We start from the raw sequence: 15124 nt of genomic DNA, 5'->3' as shown, positions 1-15124 counted from the left end.
ATTCACGAGCGCGTCAGCCGCGACCCGCTCGCGACCCGGCCGCAATCCCGTCGTGATCTACGCGCGTGACGCGGGCACCGGCGTAACCGTTGCGTGACCTCCGCCACATCCATGAGAGGTGGCTGAGAACCGGGCTTGGCCAACTGTCCCCACCGGTGGTAAGTCGCGGGCAATTCGGGCGTACCGACGAAACACCGTGATCACGGGCTCGATGGGGCGCGTCCGCAATGTCCGTTACGGCGTCAATAAGGAACGCCACGCCCGGGATTATTGGGGCTGGATGAACAACTGTGGCGCAGCACACGTTTCTTGAAGGTATGGAGGAGCCCCTGATACCGGTTGTTCTCATGTCCCACACCGCTCACATACGCAGCCACCGGAAACCCCGCCGCAGCGCGACGACGAACCTCGCCGTGCGTGCCGGAGTTGCCGGTGGCGTTCTCAGCATGGCGGCGGCGGGTGCGGCCTCGGCGAACGCAGCCGAGACCACACAGACCCTGCAACTGCCCACCCTGACGGCCGACCTGGCCGCCCAGGTCGCCCAGTCCGCGGACGCCACCCAGCAGACGGCCGCGAACTACGAGCTGCAGGCCGAGCGTGACGCGGCAGCCGCAGCCGCCGCGAAGCAGGCCAAGGCTGACCTCGCGGAGGCGAAGAAGAAGGCCGAGGCCAAGAAGAAGGCCGAGGAGGCCCGCAAGGCCGCCGCGGAGCGCGCCTCGTCCCGCAGCGCGGAGCGGACCACCCTGGCCGCCTCCACGACCTCCAGCGCCTCGACGAGCTCGTCGACGGCCACGGGTTCGGCCGCGGCGGTCATCGCCTTCGTCAAGGCCCAGATCGGTGACGCGTATGTCTCCGGCGGCACCGGCCCCAACTCGTGGGACTGCTCGGGGCTCATACAGACCGCGTTCAAGCAGGTCGGCATCAGCCTGCCGCGCGTCTCGCAGGACCAGTCGACGGCCGGCACCCAGGTGTCGCTGAGCAACCTGCAGCCGGGCGACATCCTGTACTGGGGCAGCGCGGGCAGCGCGTACCACGTGGCGCTGTACGTCGGTGACGGCATGTTCGTCGGCGCGCAGAACCCCTCGACCGGTGTGGCCGAGAAGCCGCTGTCCTACGACCCGCCGACCGGCGCGGTCCGGGTGCTCTGACCCACGGCGCCACGACGACACGGCGCCGCACAAACGCACGGAAGGGCCGCAGCCGCTCGGGGGCAGCGGCCCTTCCGTCGCACCACCCTCCCCGGGCCCTTGACCGCCGGTGAGGCGTGCGCGCCCGCTCCCACACCGGCGCCCCTCCCCCGGCGCCCCTCCCCCCGAGTCCGGGCCCGCACCCGCACCCGCACCCGCACCCGCAAGGAAGTGTCTGCGGTGTGGCCGGAGTTCTGCTGCGGCTTCCGGGCGGGGTCTGCTGTCATGAGTTCCGGAGGTCGGGGAGGGGTTCCGGAGGCCGGAAGCCCGTTGTCCCGCCGCCACGGCATTCTCGCCACGCACACGGCAGGCACGACAAAGGAGCTACGCGATGCCCAGTGTTTTCGTTCAGGGCCGGCCCGTCGACTCGTATCCACCCCTCGCGCCGGAGGCACGGCGCGGGGCGGTGCGGCGCGTCACCGAGGTCGGGGAAGGGGTGCTGCACAAGCCGTGCCGGGACGTCACCGAGTTCGGGCCGGATCTCGCGGCACTGATCGACGACATGTTCCTGACCATGTACATCGCGGACGGGGCAGGACTGGCCGCGAACCAGGTGGGGGTCGGTCTGCGGTTGTTCGTGTACGACTGCCCGGACGACGACGGGGTGCGCCATGTCGGGCACATCGTCAACCCGGTGCTGGAGCATCTCGCCGCCTCCGAAAGGCGTCTGCTCGACGAGCCCGAGGCCTGTCTCTCGGTGCCGGGAGGCTGGATGGACGTGCCGCGGCCCGACCGTGCCGTCGTGCACGGTCTCGACAGGGACGGCAACGCCCTGCGTGTCGAGGGCACCGGATACTTCGCCAGGTGCCTGGCCCACGAGACCGACCATGTGAACGGCCACGTCTACCTGGACCGGCTCTCCGGGCGGGACCGCAAGGAGGCGCTCAGGCGGATGGCCGACCGGCGCGACGAGGTGTTCGCCCGGCGCGCGGCCAAGGTCGTCGAGTTGCGTCGGGGCTGATGGGCGTCGGGGACGGCGGGCGGGGGCGGGGCGGGCGGGGTCAGGGTAGGTGCCGGTCGTGGTGGGTGGCGGCCAGGTCCCGTTCCTGGGGCGTCAGTTCGTCGTCCCGCACCGGCGTGACCATGGTCCAGTGCCGGCCGATCGGGCAGTACTGCCAGCGGTGGCGGCCGAGGCGGACGGACTTGAAGGAGACCCCGGGGATCCAGGTCGTCGTGTAGAGATGCCCGTCGCGGCAGCGGACGACCGTCCGGCCAACCGCGCCGTCACCGCGACGGCGCGCGTACGCCGTCGTACCGGCCATGGCAGCCACGACGAGGACGAGGACGAAGACGAGGAGAAGTACTGCCGGGGTCTTCATGGGTGCCACACCTGCGATTCGGACCGGGTAGCGACTGGGCTGCCTTCAGTGTGTGCCGCCACTCGGGTCCGGGCCAGGGGCCGTCGAGCCCCCGGCCCGGATCCTGACGCGATCCATATGCCCGGTTTGGCCGTTCGGTGGCGGACTACGCCTTCGGCGCCACCTTGCTCAGTCCGTTGATGATCCGGTCCATCGCGTCGCCGCCCGTCGGGTCGGTGAGGTTGGCGAGCATCTTCAGCGTGAACTTCATCAGCACGGGGTGGGTGAGCCCGCGCTGGGCCGCGATCTTCATGACCTTCGGGTTGCCGATGAGCTTCACGAAGGCGCGGCCCAGTGTGTAGTAGCCCCCGTACGTGTCCTTCAGCACCCGCGGGTAACGCTGGAGCGCCAGTTCACGGCTCGCGGGGGTCGGCCGGGCGTGGGCCTGGACGATGACGTCGGCGGCGATCTGGCCGGACTCCATGGCGTAGGCGATGCCCTCGCCGTTGAAGGGGTTCACCAGACCGCCGGCGTCGCCGACGAGCAACAGGCCGCGTGTGTAGTGCGGTTGGCGGTTGAAGGCCATCGGGAGGGCGGCGCCGCGGATCGGGCCGGTCATGTGGTCCGGGGTGTAGCCCCAGTCCTCCGGCATCGACGCGCACCAGGCCTTCAGCACCTCGCGCCAGTCGAGCTCCTTGAAGGAGTCGGAGGTGTTGAGGACACCGAGGCCGACGTTCGACGTACCGTCGCCCATGCCGAAGATCCAGCCGTAGCCGGGCAGGAGCCGGTCCTGGGCGCCGCGGCGGTCCCACAACTCCAGCCAGGACTCCAGATAGTCGTCCTCGTGGCGGGGCGACTCGAAGTACGTCCGGACCGCGACACCCATCGGGCGGTCCTCGCGGCGGTGCAGGCCCATCGCCAGCGAGAGGCGGGTGGAGTTGCCGTCGGCGGCGACCACGAGGGGCGCGTGGAAGGTGACCTCGCGCTTCTCCTCGCCGAGTTTGGCGTGCACGCCGGTGATCCGGCCGGTGCGGTCGTCGACGACGGGAGCGCCGACGTTGCAGCGCTCGAAGAGGCGGGCGCCGGCCTTCTGGGCCTGGCGGGCGAGCTGCTCGTCGAAGTCGTCGCGCTTGCGGACGAGGCCGTAGTCCGGGAAGGAGGCGAGATCCGGCCAGTCGAGCTGGAGCCGCACGCCTCCGCCGATGATCCGAAGACCCTTGTTGCGCAGCCAGCCCGCCTCCTCGGAGACGTCGATGCCCATGGCGACGAGCTGCTTGACCGCGCGCGGGGTCAGTCCGTCGCCGCAGACCTTCTCGCGCGGGAACTCGGTCTTCTCCAGGAGGAGGACGTCGAGTCCGGCCTTGGCGAGGTGGTACGCCGTCGTGGAGCCTGCCGGGCCCGCGCCCACGACGATCACATCGGCGGTGTTCTCGGTAAACGGTTCGGGGGAGGGCTCGGAGTGGGGCTCGGGCACGACGGTCACGGCGGGATCTCCCCAAGTTCGAAATCTCTGTGCCGACCGGCACTGGACACAGGCAGTCTATTCAGCAGAATTGATCACCCGGCTGAAGGGCTGCCCCCGTGAACCGAGCTCTCCCCGTCGTACGGCTGCGCGTCCCCACCGACGAGGACGCCGTGGCCTGGCACCGGGTCTTCGACGACCCGGATGTGATGGAGTTCCACGGCGGCCGGTCGGCGGAGCTGTACGTCTACGAGGAGCTCACGGCCCGGCAGCGCCGGCACGACGCCGAGCTGGGCTTCTGTCTGTGGACCATGGTCGACGAGTCCGGGCGGGTGATCGGCTTCACGGGCGCCCAGCCATGGCCGCAGGACTGGGGGCCCAAGGGCGAGATCGAGATCGGCTGGCGGCTCGGGCGGGCGTACTGGGGCAAGGGGTACGCGACCGCGGCGGCCCGGATGACGCTGGAGCGGCTGCGGGCGGCGGACGTGGCGAGCGTCGTGGCGATGGTCCGCCCCGGCAACGAGCGGTCCATCGCGGTCACCCGGCGGCTGGGCATGGAGCTCGCGGAGACCTTCCCGCACCCCCGCCTCCCGGAGGACGCGCTCTGTTTCCGGCTCGACCTCAAGAATGGTCACACTGAGTAACCGACCGCTACAGAAAGACACTTGAGGCTTCCGGTTGGCACCCCCGGGCGGTTACCCTGCCAGTACCGCTGGGGGTGACATCTGTGCGCATAACACCCAAAACACCCGAAGTGCGTGTTCCCAGGCTGGTCGGCCTGATGGCCATGGACGCGCGCAAGACGGCCGAGGCGAACGGTCTGTTCGTCAACGCTCCGGACCGGCCGGACTTCCACCAGACCGTCGTCGAGTACGTCGTACGGCAGTATCCGCAGCCCGATGCCGAGGTGCCCCGGGACTCCGTGGTCTACGTGTGGTTCGACTTCGGCCACGGAGAGGGCGGCGGAGGGGTGCGCGAGCCACGCCTTCCGCGGCCTTCCGGAGGCGGACTGCAGCGCGAGATCGACGAGCCCGGGGACGAGTTCGAGGTGATCAGGTGCGCGATCTGACCTGAGACCGCGGCGCGCGATCCGAGCAGGGACGCCGGTCGGCCCGGACCGCCCGTGCGGGGCCGACCGGACCCGCTGACGCGGCTCAGGCCTGCTTGAACCCGCGGTGCAGGGCCACCACCCCGCCCGTCAGGTTGCGCCACGCCACGTTCGACCAGCCGGCCTTCTTCAGGTGCTCGGCCAGCGCGGCCTGGTCGGGCCAGGCGCGGATGGACTCGGCGAGGTAGACGTAGGCGTCGGGGCTGGAGGAGACCGCGCGGGCGACCGGCGGCAGGGCCCGCATCAGGTACTCGGTGTAGACGGTGCGGAAGGGCGCCCAGGTCGGGTGGGAGAACTCGCAGATCACGACCCGGCCGCCGGGCTTGGTCACCCGGTACATCTCGCGCAGCCCGGCGTCGAAGTCCTGCACGTTGCGCAGCCCGAAGGAGATGGTGACGGCGTCGAAGGTGTCGTCCTTGAAGGGCAGCTTCGTCGCGTCGCCGGCCGTCAGCGGCAGCCACGGGTGCTTCTTCTTGCCGACCTGGAGCATGCCGAGCGAGAAGTCGCACGGGACGACGTACGCGCCGGTGCGGGCGAACGGCAGCGACGAGGTGGCCGTGCCGGCCGCCAGGTCCAGCACCTTCTGCGCGGGCCGGGCGTCGACCGCCCGGGCCACCTCCTTGCGCCACACCCGGTCCTGGCCGAGCGACAGCACGTCGTTGGTCAGGTCGTACCGTTCCGCCACGTCGTCGAACATCGAGGCGACTTCGTGCGGCTGCTTGTTCAGGGAAGCGCGGGTCACGCCCGCCATTCTTGCAGTACGACCCCCACGGCCCGCTCAGGGGAGCAGCTTCGGCCGCTTCCTCGCCGCCACGTCCTCCACCCAGCCGCAGGCCAGGACGGACACCGCGATCAGGACCCAGCCGACGCCGAACATGAACCACTGGCTGTCCAGCGGCAGCCACTTCTCGAAGGCGGGAACGTCCCAGAACCGGTCGATCAGCGGCACGGCCAGGATCAGCGCGATCTCGTGCCAGAGGTAGATCGTCACCGCGCGCGAGTTGAAGACCGTCACGACCCGGTCGGTACGGCGCAGGCGGGCCAGCCAGGCGAAGTCGATCCGGAAGTACGCCTTCGCCCACATCAGGAGCAGCACACAGCCGGCCGACCAGAAGGCCTGGGCGAGCGGGTTCTCGTCGAGGTCGTAGGTGCCGAAGTCGGCCTGGTGGGCGAGGGCGTACCAGCCGCCGAACCCGACCGCGGCGAGCGCCGTCACGACGACCGGCACCGGCTTCATCCGCCCCAGCACGCCGTCGCGGTGGGCGAACCCGAGCAGCCAGCAGAAGAGGTACGTCGACAAGTCCCACAGGGCGCTGCCGAAGCGGTTGTCGGGACCGGACCAGAGGAAGTCCAGGACCAGGACGGGGGTGAGGGACAGCAGCAGGACCGGGATCGGGGCCAGACGGAAGACCTTCAGCAGAACGGGTGACAGCAGGACGAACCAGAGGTACGTCCGCAGGTACCAGAGGATCTCCCAGGCCTGTTCGCCCCACGCGTTGCCGGGCGGGTCGCCGAGCGGCACGACCCAGTAGACGATCTGCCAGCCGGGCATCCAGCCGTGGACCAGCATGGCGAGCACCACGAAGGCGCCCCAGAACCAGAACGGCGGCAGGAGGCGGCGCAGCCGGCTCCTCACCACCTCTCCCGCGGGGCGTTCGAGCGACTTCGCCATGAGCGTGCCGGCCAGGCCGAACATGATCCCCATGGACGGGAACACCATGCCGCACCAGGCCCAGCCGAAGGTGTGGTAGGTGACGACACGGATGAGCGCGAGGGCGCGGAGGGCGTCGAAATAGCGGTCCCTCCCGGCGGAGGGCGGCCGGGAGGGCGCCATGACGGGGGCCGGTGCGGTTCTGCTGTGGGCCCCCACTCAGCCCACCCCCGCCGGCGTGCCGACCTCGCCCGTCCGCTTCAGCTTCTGCCAGCGCAGGCGCCCGCCGGCCAGGGCGGTGATGCAGGAGTGGATGAGGACGAGGTACATCATCTGGCGGTAGGCGAGTTGCTGGAGCGGCATCATCAGCAGATAGCGGTACTTCTCACGGTCGAGGCGGAAGGCGTAGGCCGCGCAGAACAGTTGGAGGCCCAGGACCGCGAGCCACGCGTACAGGGCCGCCCGGAAGTCGACGAAGATCATCGAGTAGACGGTGAAGACGTCGATCAGCGGGGCGAAGACCGGTGTGACGATCTGGAAGATCACCACGAGAGGCATGCCGACACGGCCGAAGCGCCCCGAAGGCCCCCTGTCCGTGAGGGACTTGCGGTGCTTCCACAGGGCCTGCATGGTGCCGTACGACCACCGGTAGCGCTGCGACCAGAGCTGCCCCAGCGAGCCGGGCGCCTCCGTCCACGCGCGCGCGTGCTCCTGGTAGACGACCCGCCAGCCCGCGCGGTGCATGGCGATGGTGATGTCCGTGTCCTCGGCGAGCGTGTCCTCGCTCATCCCGCCGACCTGGAGCACCGCCTCACGGCGGAAGGCGCCGATCGCGCCCGGGATCGTCGGCATGCAGCGCAGCAGGTCGTACATGCGCCGGTCGAGGTTGAAGCCCATCACGTACTCGATGTGCTGCCAGGCGCCGATGACGGTGTCGCGGTTGCCGACCTTGGCGTTGCCGGCCACCGCGCCGACGGCCGGATCGGCGAACGGCTGCACCAGGTGCCCCACGGTCTCCGGCTCGAACACCGTGTCGCCGTCCATCATCACGACGATGTCGTGACTGGCGCTGCGCACCCCGTTGTTGAGAGCGGCCGGCTTGCCCGCGTTCTCCTGCCGGACGACCCGGACGTTGGTCATGCCGAGTTCGTACGCGGCACTGCGCGCGATCTCCGAGGTGCCGTCCGTGGAGCCGTCGTCGACCACGATGATCTCGATCGGATGGGTACTCTTCGACAGCGACCGCAGGGTGTTGGCGATGCACTCCTTCTCGTTGTACGCCGGGACGATCACGCTCACCGGGCGGGTGACCGTCGGCCCCCAGCTGAAGCGGCGTCTGTTGCGCTGTCTGTGGTGCCGCCGGGCGAGGACCAGCATCATCCCGAACCGCCCCATGACGGCCACCCCCACGACGACGAGTCCGTACGACAGCGCCGGCACCGTCCACTCGGCGACGGCGACGACCGCGATCAGGGCCTTGCCCTCGTAGAGGGTCGTGCCGGTGGCCGTGCGGTGCGCCGCCTGGAGCCGGGTGCGGCCGGAGCCGCCGGTCGCCGCCCGTCCGTAGAGGCCACCCGTGGACTGTTCTCCCGTGGGCTGCTTTCCCGTTGACAGCTCTCCCGTGGACAGTCGATTGCTCGCGTTGTCCTTCTCGATGACGCCGCTGATGGTGGTGAAGGTGTAGCCCTTCGCCCGCATCTTCTCGATGTACTCGGGCAGCGCCTTCACGGTCTGCGAGCGGTCACCGCCCGCGTCGTGCATCAGGACCGACGCGCCCTTGCCGTCCTTCGGCGTGGCCCAGCTGACGATCTTCGAGACGCCCGGCTTCTTCCAGTCGTCGCTGTCGGTGTCGACGAAGACGCTGGTGTAACCGTCCTTGCCGAGCTTCTGGTAGACGGGCCAGCTGTAGTTGTCGATGGCGTCCGTCTCCGAGGAGTACGGCGCCCGGAACAGCGTGGTCGTGATCCCGGCCGCGCCCGCGAGCGCCAGCTGGGTCTGCTGCATCTCACGGTCGACCCGGGAGCCGCTCTGGTAGGAGAGGTCGACATGGGTGAAGGTGTGGATGCCCACCTCGTCGCCCTGTTCGACCATGTTCTTCACGATGTCCGGATACCGCGAGACCATCGAGCCGACCAGGAAGAACGTGCCCGGGACGTCGTACTTCTCCAGGATGGACAGGATCTGGGGCGTCCAGGTGGGATTCGGGCCGTCGTCGAAGGTGAGGGCGATGGTCTTCTCCGGCACCGAGAGCGTGGTCGCCGTGCCGCCCCGGAAGGTCAGGATCGGGCCGCCGTCGAGGATCTTGTCGGGCACCTCGCTGGAGCTGGCCCCGTCGCGCACACGCTGGTCGCCGCCGACCTCGGCGCGCAGATAGCCGTCGAGCAGCATCACGCTGGTCAGCGCGAGCAGGAGCAGACCGGCCAGGATGACCCGGGGTCTCTGGAGTGCCGCGGCCCTGCCCGCCGCCCGTTCGATCCGGGAGGGGGCGCGGCGGCGGCGTCGTGAGGGCGTCGTCGTAGTCATGGGGTGTCGCGTTCCGGTCAGTCGGCCGTGGTGGCGGACGGGGACGAGGTCGCGGACGGGACGGCCGTGCCGACGGAAAGGCGTGAGGGCAGGCCGGTGGGGGCGCCGCTGGGCCGGCTGCCGACCTGGCTGCCGATGCCGCCCTGCTGACGGAGGCCGGCGGGCCCGTTGCCGGCCGGGCCGCCCCGGCCGTTGCCGAAGGGCAGCACCGAGGACGGGTTCGAGAGGCCGATGCCCATGAAGGCGAGGCCCAGGACGACGGCGTACCCGAGGCACAGGACACCGACGAGGAGGCCGATCCGGCGCAGCAGCTTGGAGCGGCGCCCGGAGCTGTCGACGAACACGGGTCCCGCGTCGGACCCGTTGCCGCGGCGTTTGCGGCGGCGACCTCCAGGGGTCGCGCCGTTTTCGAAGGCAGGCTCGGAATACATTCCACGGATATTAGGCAGGCTTTATGTGCCCGCTGTCCGGCTTCTTGTGAGACGCATATGAGAAACGCCTCAACCTGTCTCCCGCCTGAGAATTTCTGTGAATAGCTGCGCGCCGGGGGACGGACCGGAAAGCGCCGAATACCCCTTTCATTTCGCGCAGTTGGCCCTATTCAAGCAACATGTTCCATGTATTTCCTGTGCATTGGCTGTTCTCATGAACGACGGCTTCGTATGAGACGTTCTCCTTTTGAATAGGGCCCTGATGGGACCTTGTTCCGGTCCTGAGACGGAAATCACGAGAGCGGGTGCATGGTCCATGCGGAGTCTGCTGAAGCCGGCCACCGGGTTCGCCTGCGTGTTTGCCCTGGCCACGACGGGCTGCTCCCCTCAGGCGCAGAAGGCCTCGCCCAGCACCTCGTACGCGCCCTACGTCAGCGCCACGGAGGCTTCCGGCACTGACTCGGCCGGTTCTCCGGAGGCGTACAACCTGGCCTTCGTCATCGCGGACGGCAGCAGTTGCACTCCGAAGTGGAACGGTGAGGACTCGCTCTCCGACTCGGCCGTGAAGTCCCGGATCTCGAAGCTCACAGAGGACGGGGCGAGTGTGCGGGTCTCCTTCGGCGGGGCGTCCGGGAAGGAACTGGCGACGACCTGCGCAAGCGCGACGAAGCTGGCCGCCGCCTACGCCACGGCACTTGACGCCGCCGGCTCCAGCCAGGCCGACTTCGACATCGAGGGCGACGAGCTCACCGACGCGGACACGGTCGCGCTGCGCTCGGAGGCGATAGCCGCGCTGCAGAAGGAACGGCCCGATCTGGAGGTCTCCTTCACCCTGCCCGTGATGCCGTCCGGACTGGACTCCGACAGCCTGGCGTTGCTGGAGTCCGCGAACACGTACGACGTCCAGGTCTCCACGGTCAACATCATGACCATGGACTACGGCGAGTCGTACGCGGGCGACATGGGGGACTACGCGCTGACCTCGGCGAAGGCCGCGCACACGCAGTTGCGGAAGGTGTTCGCGCTCTCCGCCGCCGGTGCCTGGCAGGGCATGGCGCTGACCTCGATGATCGGGGTCAACGACGTCGCCGGCGAGACGTTCACGCTCTCCGACGCGGCGCAGGTGCGGACGTTCGCCGAGGAGAAGGGGATCGCCTGGGTGTCGATGTGGTCGACGTCCAGGGACCAGCAGTGCGCGAAGGGCGGGGGCACGGACGCCGCGGCCGACTGCAGTGGGGTGAAACAGAGTTCGGGGGCTTTCGGGAAGGCCTTCGCGGGCTGAAGCCCCGCCGATCGTCAGATCCGCAGATCCGCAGATCCGCTGGACCCTAGCGGCGCCGGTGCACCAGCCGTCCGGCGCACACCGTCGCCAGACAGGCGCCGGTGTCGTCGAGGACGGCCAGGTCCGCCCGGCCGTGCACGGTGAGCGCCGGCGACTGCGCGGAGGCCATGACCAGCACCTCGTTCCGGGTGGCCGCGGCACGCAGTTCGGGCGAGTCGACGTACTCCTCCCGAACGGCCGTGGCACCCGACTTCAGGACCGCGTGGACGCGCTCGCGGGGACTCGGGGCGTCCGGCAGCGGTCCCTCGTGGACACGGCCCGGCCCCAGCACCCCCGGCCATGACCGCACGCGCGCTCCGGGGAACCGCTTCCGCATCTCCTCCAGCGGACCGACCGCGGCGATCCGGCTGCCCTCGACCGCCACGGCACCGTCCTTCAGCGTCTCGGTGCCGTACCGGACCTCGTCCGCCGCGTGAATCGTCAGCACTGGATCGTCGGTAGGGGCTGGTCAGTTGGACGCGAGCAGCTTCAGTTCGGGGTGGGCCGTCCCGCCCGCGATGGCCGTCGACGAGATGTGGGACATCACCCGCTCGTCGACCGGGTCGTTCGCCGGGTCGTCGTGGACCACGATGTGCTCGTAGGTCGTCGCGCGCTGGGCGGGAACCCGGCCCGCCTTCCTGATCAGGTCGATGATCTCGAGGCGGTTGGAGCGGTGCTTGGCGCCCGCCGAGGAGACGACGTTCTCCTCCAGCATGATCGAGCCGAGGTCGTCGGCGCCGTAGTGCAGGGAGAGCTGGCCGACCTCCTTGCCCGTGGTCAGCCAGGAGCCCTGGATGTGCTGGATGTTGTCCATGAAGAGGCGCGCGATGGCGATCATCCGCAGGTACTCGAAGATCGTGGCCTGCGTACGGCCCTTCAGATGGTTGTTCTCGGGCTGGTATGTGTACGGGATGAAGGCGCGGAAGCCGCCCGTGCGGTCCTGTACGTCGCGGATCATGCGCAGGTGCTCGATGCGCTCGGCGTTGGTCTCGCCCGTGCCCATGAGCATGGTCGACGTCGACTCGACACCCAGCCTGTGCGCGGTCTCCATGATCTCCAGCCAGCGCTCGCCGCTCTCCTTCAGCGGGGCGATCGCCTTGCGCGGGCGCTCCGGGAGCAGTTCGGCGCCGGCGCCGGCGAAGGAGTCGAGGCCCGCCTCGTGGATACGGGTGATGGCCTCCTCGACCGAGACCCCGCTGATCCGGGCCATGTGCTCGACCTCGGACGCGCCGAGGGAGTGGATGACCAGCTGCGGGAACGCGTCCTTGATGGCCTTGAAGTGCTTCTCGTAGTACTCGACGCCGTAGTCCGGGTGGTGTCCGCCCTGGAACATGATCTGCGTCCCGCCGAGTTCGACGGTCTCCGCACACCGGCGCAGGATGTCGTCCAGGTCACGCGTCCAGCCCTTGGCCGTGTCCTTGGGCGCGGCGTAGAAGGCGCAGAACTTGCACGCCGTCACACACACGTTCGTGTAGTTGATGTTCCGCTCGATGATGTACGTCGCGATGTGCTCGATGCCGGCGTACCTACGGCGGCGCACGGCGTCGGCGGCGGCGCCGAGCGCGTGCAGGGGCGCGTCGCGGTAGAGGACGAGCGCCTCTTCGGGAGTGATCCGCCCACCTGCGGCGGCACGGTCGAGGACGGCTGTGACATCAATAGAGGTGAGGTCGGCCTTCTCGGTCACCGGGGTCCCTTTCGCAGGCTTCGTCAAGGGTCGTGGACGGACCAAGCCAGCCTACGCCAGGCCTGTGACAAGCCCGACGTCAGGCCGCGTAGGCCCCCACCAGCAGCCCCAGGAAGGCCCCGCCGATCAGGAACGGCCCGAACGCGATGGCCGTCTTGCGCCCGGCCCGTCGCAGAAGGACGAGCAGGCCGCCGTAGAGGGCTCCGAGCAGGAACGCGGCGAAGGTGCCCACCATGACCGTCCCCCAGCCGTACCACCCGAGGACGGCTCCCAGCCCGACCGCCAGCTTCACGTCGCCGAAGCCCATGCCGCCGGGGTTGAGGAGGAACAGCCCGAAGAAGGCGGCGCCGAGCGCGAGGGCCGCGTACAGCGCGGTCGGCCAGTCACCCGCGTGCTCCGGTACGAGCGCCACGGCCCCGAGCAGCGCGAGCGCGGCGCCCGCGAACAGCAACGTCAGGGCGTCCGGCAGCCGTTGCACCCGGAGGTCGACGACCGCGAGCAGCACGCCGACGGGCGCGAGCAGCAGCCAGACCCCGAGTTCGGGGCGGGTGCCGGTGGCGGCGGCCAGGGCGGCGCAGACGAGGGCGGTGGCGAGACAGAGGCCGGCGGCACCGGGACCGTACGACTCGGTCTTCGTCCTGGTCGCTTTCCTGGTCGCTTTCCTTGTCGCTACGGCGGTTTCGGCGCACCGCTCACACCGGTTCCGGCCGATCCAGCCGGCGAGCGGGTGGCCTTCCGGGCAGGTGCCGAGCCAGTCCTCCTCCTCGGGCACGGAGAAGCGGTAGGCGGCGTGCGGGAGCAGCAGACCGACCGCCGCGCCCCACAGGGCGGCGACGATGACGAGCGGTGCGACCATCGCCCCCCCTTCCCTCCCCTTCTTCTTCCTCTTCTTCCTCTTCCACGCGGCGGTTCATGCGGCGCGGTCGGTGTCGGACATGCCGAACATAGCCGCAAGGTCGCGGTCGAGGGCCGGTTCCAGGGGTTCGCCCCCCGGTTCGGTGATCTCGTAGGAGCGGAGGAGGAAGCGGCGCAGGACGGGGGTGCGGAACAGGACGACCGCGATGCCGGCCTCGGTGCGGAACTCGACGAACGTGTGGGACGGGTCGGCGGGGCGGATGTGGACCGTGCCGAGGCCGGCGGGGGCGTCGAGGCCCTCCTCCAGGAGGGAGCGGGCGAAGGTCCAGGTGACCTCCTCGCCGTCGAGGGAGATCCAGGGCGGGAAGACGAAGTGCACGGCCAGGGGGTCGGCGCAGGTGTAGCGGAGGGTGACGGTGAGCGCGAGTTCGTCGTCGTCGGGGGTGAGCAGACGGGCGCCGGTGGTCTGTTCGAGGGTGATGGGCACGGGGGCCTCCGGGTTCGGGCGGGACGTACTAGGTGGAGTGCCGGGGGGCGGTTTGCATTACGCCGCTTACGGAAGTTGCTGCTGTGACGTGCGTCACTTTCTGCGGGAGCCGAAACTTTGATTGAAAGTTTTGCCATCTAGGCTGACAAACCCTTTGGCCCCTTCGCAGGCAGCAACTGGAGCGTTCCGCCATGTCCGACGGTTCCGCCACCGCCACGTATGCCCGTATCTACGAGGAGCAGCAGCCGCGCCTCGTCGCGTACGCGCGTTCGCTCACCCGGAACCCCTGGGTGGCCGAAGACCTGGTCGCCGAGGCCCACTTCAGGGTCTGGCGGCGGCTGGCGGAGGGGCACGAGATCGAGAACGTGCCGGCGTATCTGATGACGACGGTGCGGCATCTGGCGACGGCGGCGGGGACGTCGGTGCGGGAGACGCCTCAGGACCCGCACGGCGAGGAGCGGATCACGGTGGGCCGCCAGGGGTCGTCCTGGGAGGACGACCCGGCGGAGCATGTCTCCTCCGTCGACCTCGTGGTGCGGGTGCTGGGGCAGTTGCCCGAGCGGTGGGTCAAGGCGCTGTGGCTGTCGGAGGCGGAGGGGCAGCCCCTCGCGGCGATCGGGCCGCAGCTCGGGACCAAGGAGGGGGCGACGGCTGTGCTGTTGCACCGGGCGCGGGAGGGAATGCGGCAGGCGTTCCTCCGCGCCCAGACCGGCGCGCCGGACGATCCCGCGTGCCGGGTGCACTGGGCTCGGATGCCGGCGTATGTGCGCGGCGCGGCCACGGCGAAGCAGTCGGAGCGGCTGCTGGGCCATGTGGACACGTGCGACGACTGCCGGTCCCGTCTGGCGGCCCTGATGACCGCGAACAACCGCCTGCCGGCACTGGTGGGCCCGGCACTGCTGACCCTGGCCGTCGGCGGAACGACGAAGTACCTACTGACGTTCGCGGCAAGCGCGGCCGGCGGGGTTTCGGGGGTGTCTTCGGGATCGGGGGCGGCTGGAGCAACTGGAGCGGGCGCGAGCTCGGGAGCGGGCTCGGCCGGCGCGGGCACGGGAGCGGGCTCGGCCGGCGCGGGCACGGGAGCGGGCACGGCCGGCGCGGGCACGGGAGCGGGCAC

Annotated in this window: 16 protein-coding genes; 6 read left to right on the top strand and 10 right to left on the bottom strand. The window is 69.9% G+C overall.

What is annotated here, in order from left to right; all coding sequences use genetic code 11:
* Window positions 1–347 precede the first annotated feature (347 nt).
* Both ABZT17_RS27680 and def read left to right on the top strand, forming a co-directional pair.
* Window positions 348–1148, top strand: a complete 801-nt coding sequence (locus ABZT17_RS27680) for a C40 family peptidase (protein WP_356352451.1) — start codon at window positions 348–350, stop codon at window positions 1146–1148.
* A gap of 370 nt (window positions 1149–1518) precedes the next feature.
* Window positions 1519–2148 carry a peptide deformylase gene (def, locus tag ABZT17_RS27675; protein ID WP_356352449.1) on the top strand — a complete coding sequence of 210 codons (630 nt, stop codon included), beginning with the start codon at window positions 1519–1521 and terminating at the stop codon, window positions 2146–2148.
* 40 nt (window positions 2149–2188) lie between these two features.
* Here def and ABZT17_RS27670 read toward each other — a convergent pair whose 3' ends face one another.
* Together ABZT17_RS27670 and ABZT17_RS27665 are read right to left on the bottom strand one after the other, a co-directional pair.
* A complete protein-coding gene (locus tag ABZT17_RS27670; protein ID WP_356352447.1) occupies window positions 2189–2506 on the bottom strand; it encodes a hypothetical protein in 318 nt (105 codons plus the stop codon).
* A gap of 145 nt (window positions 2507–2651) precedes the next feature.
* Window positions 2652–3968: a geranylgeranyl reductase family protein gene (locus tag ABZT17_RS27665; RefSeq protein ID WP_356352446.1), complete on the bottom strand. Its 1317-nt coding sequence runs from the start codon at window positions 3966–3968 to the stop codon at window positions 2652–2654.
* 98 nt (window positions 3969–4066) lie between these two features.
* On the opposite strand from ABZT17_RS27665, the gene ABZT17_RS27660 reads away from it, so the two are divergent.
* Window positions 4067–4591 (top strand): GNAT family N-acetyltransferase, encoded by a 525-nt coding sequence (locus ABZT17_RS27660; RefSeq protein WP_356352444.1) that lies wholly within the window; start codon window positions 4067–4069, stop codon window positions 4589–4591.
* A 110-nt stretch (window positions 4592–4701) separates the two neighbouring features.
* Window positions 4702–5016: a PASTA domain-containing protein gene (locus ABZT17_RS27655; RefSeq protein ID WP_356352442.1), complete on the top strand. Its 315-nt coding sequence runs from the start codon at window positions 4702–4704 to the stop codon at window positions 5014–5016.
* A gap of 85 nt (window positions 5017–5101) precedes the next feature.
* On the opposite strand, the gene ABZT17_RS27650 is transcribed toward ABZT17_RS27655, so the two are convergent.
* The 4 genes from ABZT17_RS27650 to ABZT17_RS27635 are packed head-to-tail and all read right to left on the bottom strand — an operon-like array spanning window position 5102 to window position 9660.
* Window positions 5102–5797: a demethylmenaquinone methyltransferase gene (locus ABZT17_RS27650; protein WP_356352441.1), complete on the bottom strand. Its 696-nt coding sequence runs from the start codon at window positions 5795–5797 to the stop codon at window positions 5102–5104.
* Between the two features lie 36 nt (window positions 5798–5833).
* Window positions 5834–6889 carry an acyltransferase gene (locus ABZT17_RS27645; protein ID WP_356352525.1) on the bottom strand — a complete coding sequence of 352 codons (1056 nt, stop codon included), beginning with the start codon at window positions 6887–6889 and terminating at the stop codon, window positions 5834–5836.
* A 36-nt stretch (window positions 6890–6925) separates the two neighbouring features.
* Window positions 6926–9229: a glycosyltransferase gene (locus ABZT17_RS27640; protein WP_356352439.1), complete on the bottom strand. Its 2304-nt coding sequence runs from the start codon at window positions 9227–9229 to the stop codon at window positions 6926–6928.
* Window positions 9230–9246: 17 nt separating this feature from the next.
* Complete coding sequence (locus ABZT17_RS27635) at window positions 9247–9660, bottom strand: hypothetical protein (protein ID WP_356352437.1); 414 nt, start codon at window positions 9658–9660, stop codon at window positions 9247–9249.
* Between the two features lie 316 nt (window positions 9661–9976).
* On the opposite strand from ABZT17_RS27635, the gene ABZT17_RS27630 reads away from it, so the two are divergent.
* Window positions 9977–10942 carry a chitinase gene (locus ABZT17_RS27630; protein WP_356352435.1) on the top strand — a complete coding sequence of 322 codons (966 nt, stop codon included), beginning with the start codon at window positions 9977–9979 and terminating at the stop codon, window positions 10940–10942.
* Window positions 10943–10988: 46 nt separating this feature from the next.
* Here the strand turns inward: ABZT17_RS27630 and ABZT17_RS27625 are convergent, their stop codons facing one another.
* The 4 genes from ABZT17_RS27625 to ABZT17_RS27610 all read right to left on the bottom strand — a co-directional run bounded on the left by ABZT17_RS27625 (window position 10989) and on the right by ABZT17_RS27610 (window position 14007).
* On the bottom strand, window positions 10989–11429 hold the full coding sequence (locus ABZT17_RS27625; protein WP_356352433.1) for a hypothetical protein: 441 nt from the start codon (window positions 11427–11429) through the stop codon (window positions 10989–10991).
* Window positions 11430–11450: 21 nt separating this feature from the next.
* Window positions 11451–12665 (bottom strand): cyclic dehypoxanthinyl futalosine synthase, encoded by a 1215-nt coding sequence (gene mqnC / locus ABZT17_RS27620; RefSeq protein WP_356352431.1) that lies wholly within the window; start codon window positions 12663–12665, stop codon window positions 11451–11453.
* 79 nt (window positions 12666–12744) lie between these two features.
* Window positions 12745–13521, bottom strand: a complete 777-nt coding sequence (locus ABZT17_RS27615) for an A24 family peptidase (protein ID WP_356352429.1) — start codon at window positions 13519–13521, stop codon at window positions 12745–12747.
* A 54-nt stretch (window positions 13522–13575) separates the two neighbouring features.
* Window positions 13576–14007 carry an SsgA family sporulation/cell division regulator gene (locus ABZT17_RS27610; protein WP_356352427.1) on the bottom strand — a complete coding sequence of 144 codons (432 nt, stop codon included), beginning with the start codon at window positions 14005–14007 and terminating at the stop codon, window positions 13576–13578.
* Between the two features lie 191 nt (window positions 14008–14198).
* Here ABZT17_RS27610 and ABZT17_RS27605 point away from each other — a divergent pair.
* The coding region (locus ABZT17_RS27605) for a sigma-70 family RNA polymerase sigma factor (RefSeq protein WP_356352426.1) at window positions 14199–15124 on the top strand (926 nt) is incomplete at its 3' end.

The organism is Streptomyces sp. NPDC005648 (assembly GCF_040605395.1).
Classification (GTDB): domain Bacteria; phylum Actinomycetota; class Actinomycetes; order Streptomycetales; family Streptomycetaceae; genus Streptomyces.
This window is presented reverse-complemented; position numbering and strand designations above follow the sequence as displayed.

Bases quoted from the DNA above. Each gene is read 5' to 3' on its own strand.
- ABZT17_RS27680 (WP_356352451.1), top strand. From the start codon at position 348: ATGTCCCACACCGCTCACATACGCAGCCACCGGAAACCCCGCCGCAGC.
- ABZT17_RS27635 (WP_356352437.1), bottom strand. From the start codon at position 9,660: ATGTATTCCGAGCCTGCCTTCGAAAACGGCGCGACCCCTGGAGGTCGC.
- ABZT17_RS27615 (WP_356352429.1), bottom strand. From the start codon at position 13,521: ATGGTCGCACCGCTCGTCATCGTCGCCGCCCTGTGGGGCGCGGCGGTC.
- ABZT17_RS27640 (WP_356352439.1), bottom strand. From the start codon at position 9,229: ATGACTACGACGACGCCCTCACGACGCCGCCGCCGCGCCCCCTCCCGG.
- ABZT17_RS27670 (WP_356352447.1), bottom strand. From the start codon at position 2,506: ATGAAGACCCCGGCAGTACTTCTCCTCGTCTTCGTCCTCGTCCTCGTC.
- ABZT17_RS27630 (WP_356352435.1), top strand. From the start codon at position 9,977: ATGCGGAGTCTGCTGAAGCCGGCCACCGGGTTCGCCTGCGTGTTTGCC.
- def (WP_356352449.1), top strand. From the start codon at position 1,519: ATGCCCAGTGTTTTCGTTCAGGGCCGGCCCGTCGACTCGTATCCACCC.
- ABZT17_RS27645 (WP_356352525.1), bottom strand. From the start codon at position 6,889: ATGGCGCCCTCCCGGCCGCCCTCCGCCGGGAGGGACCGCTATTTCGAC.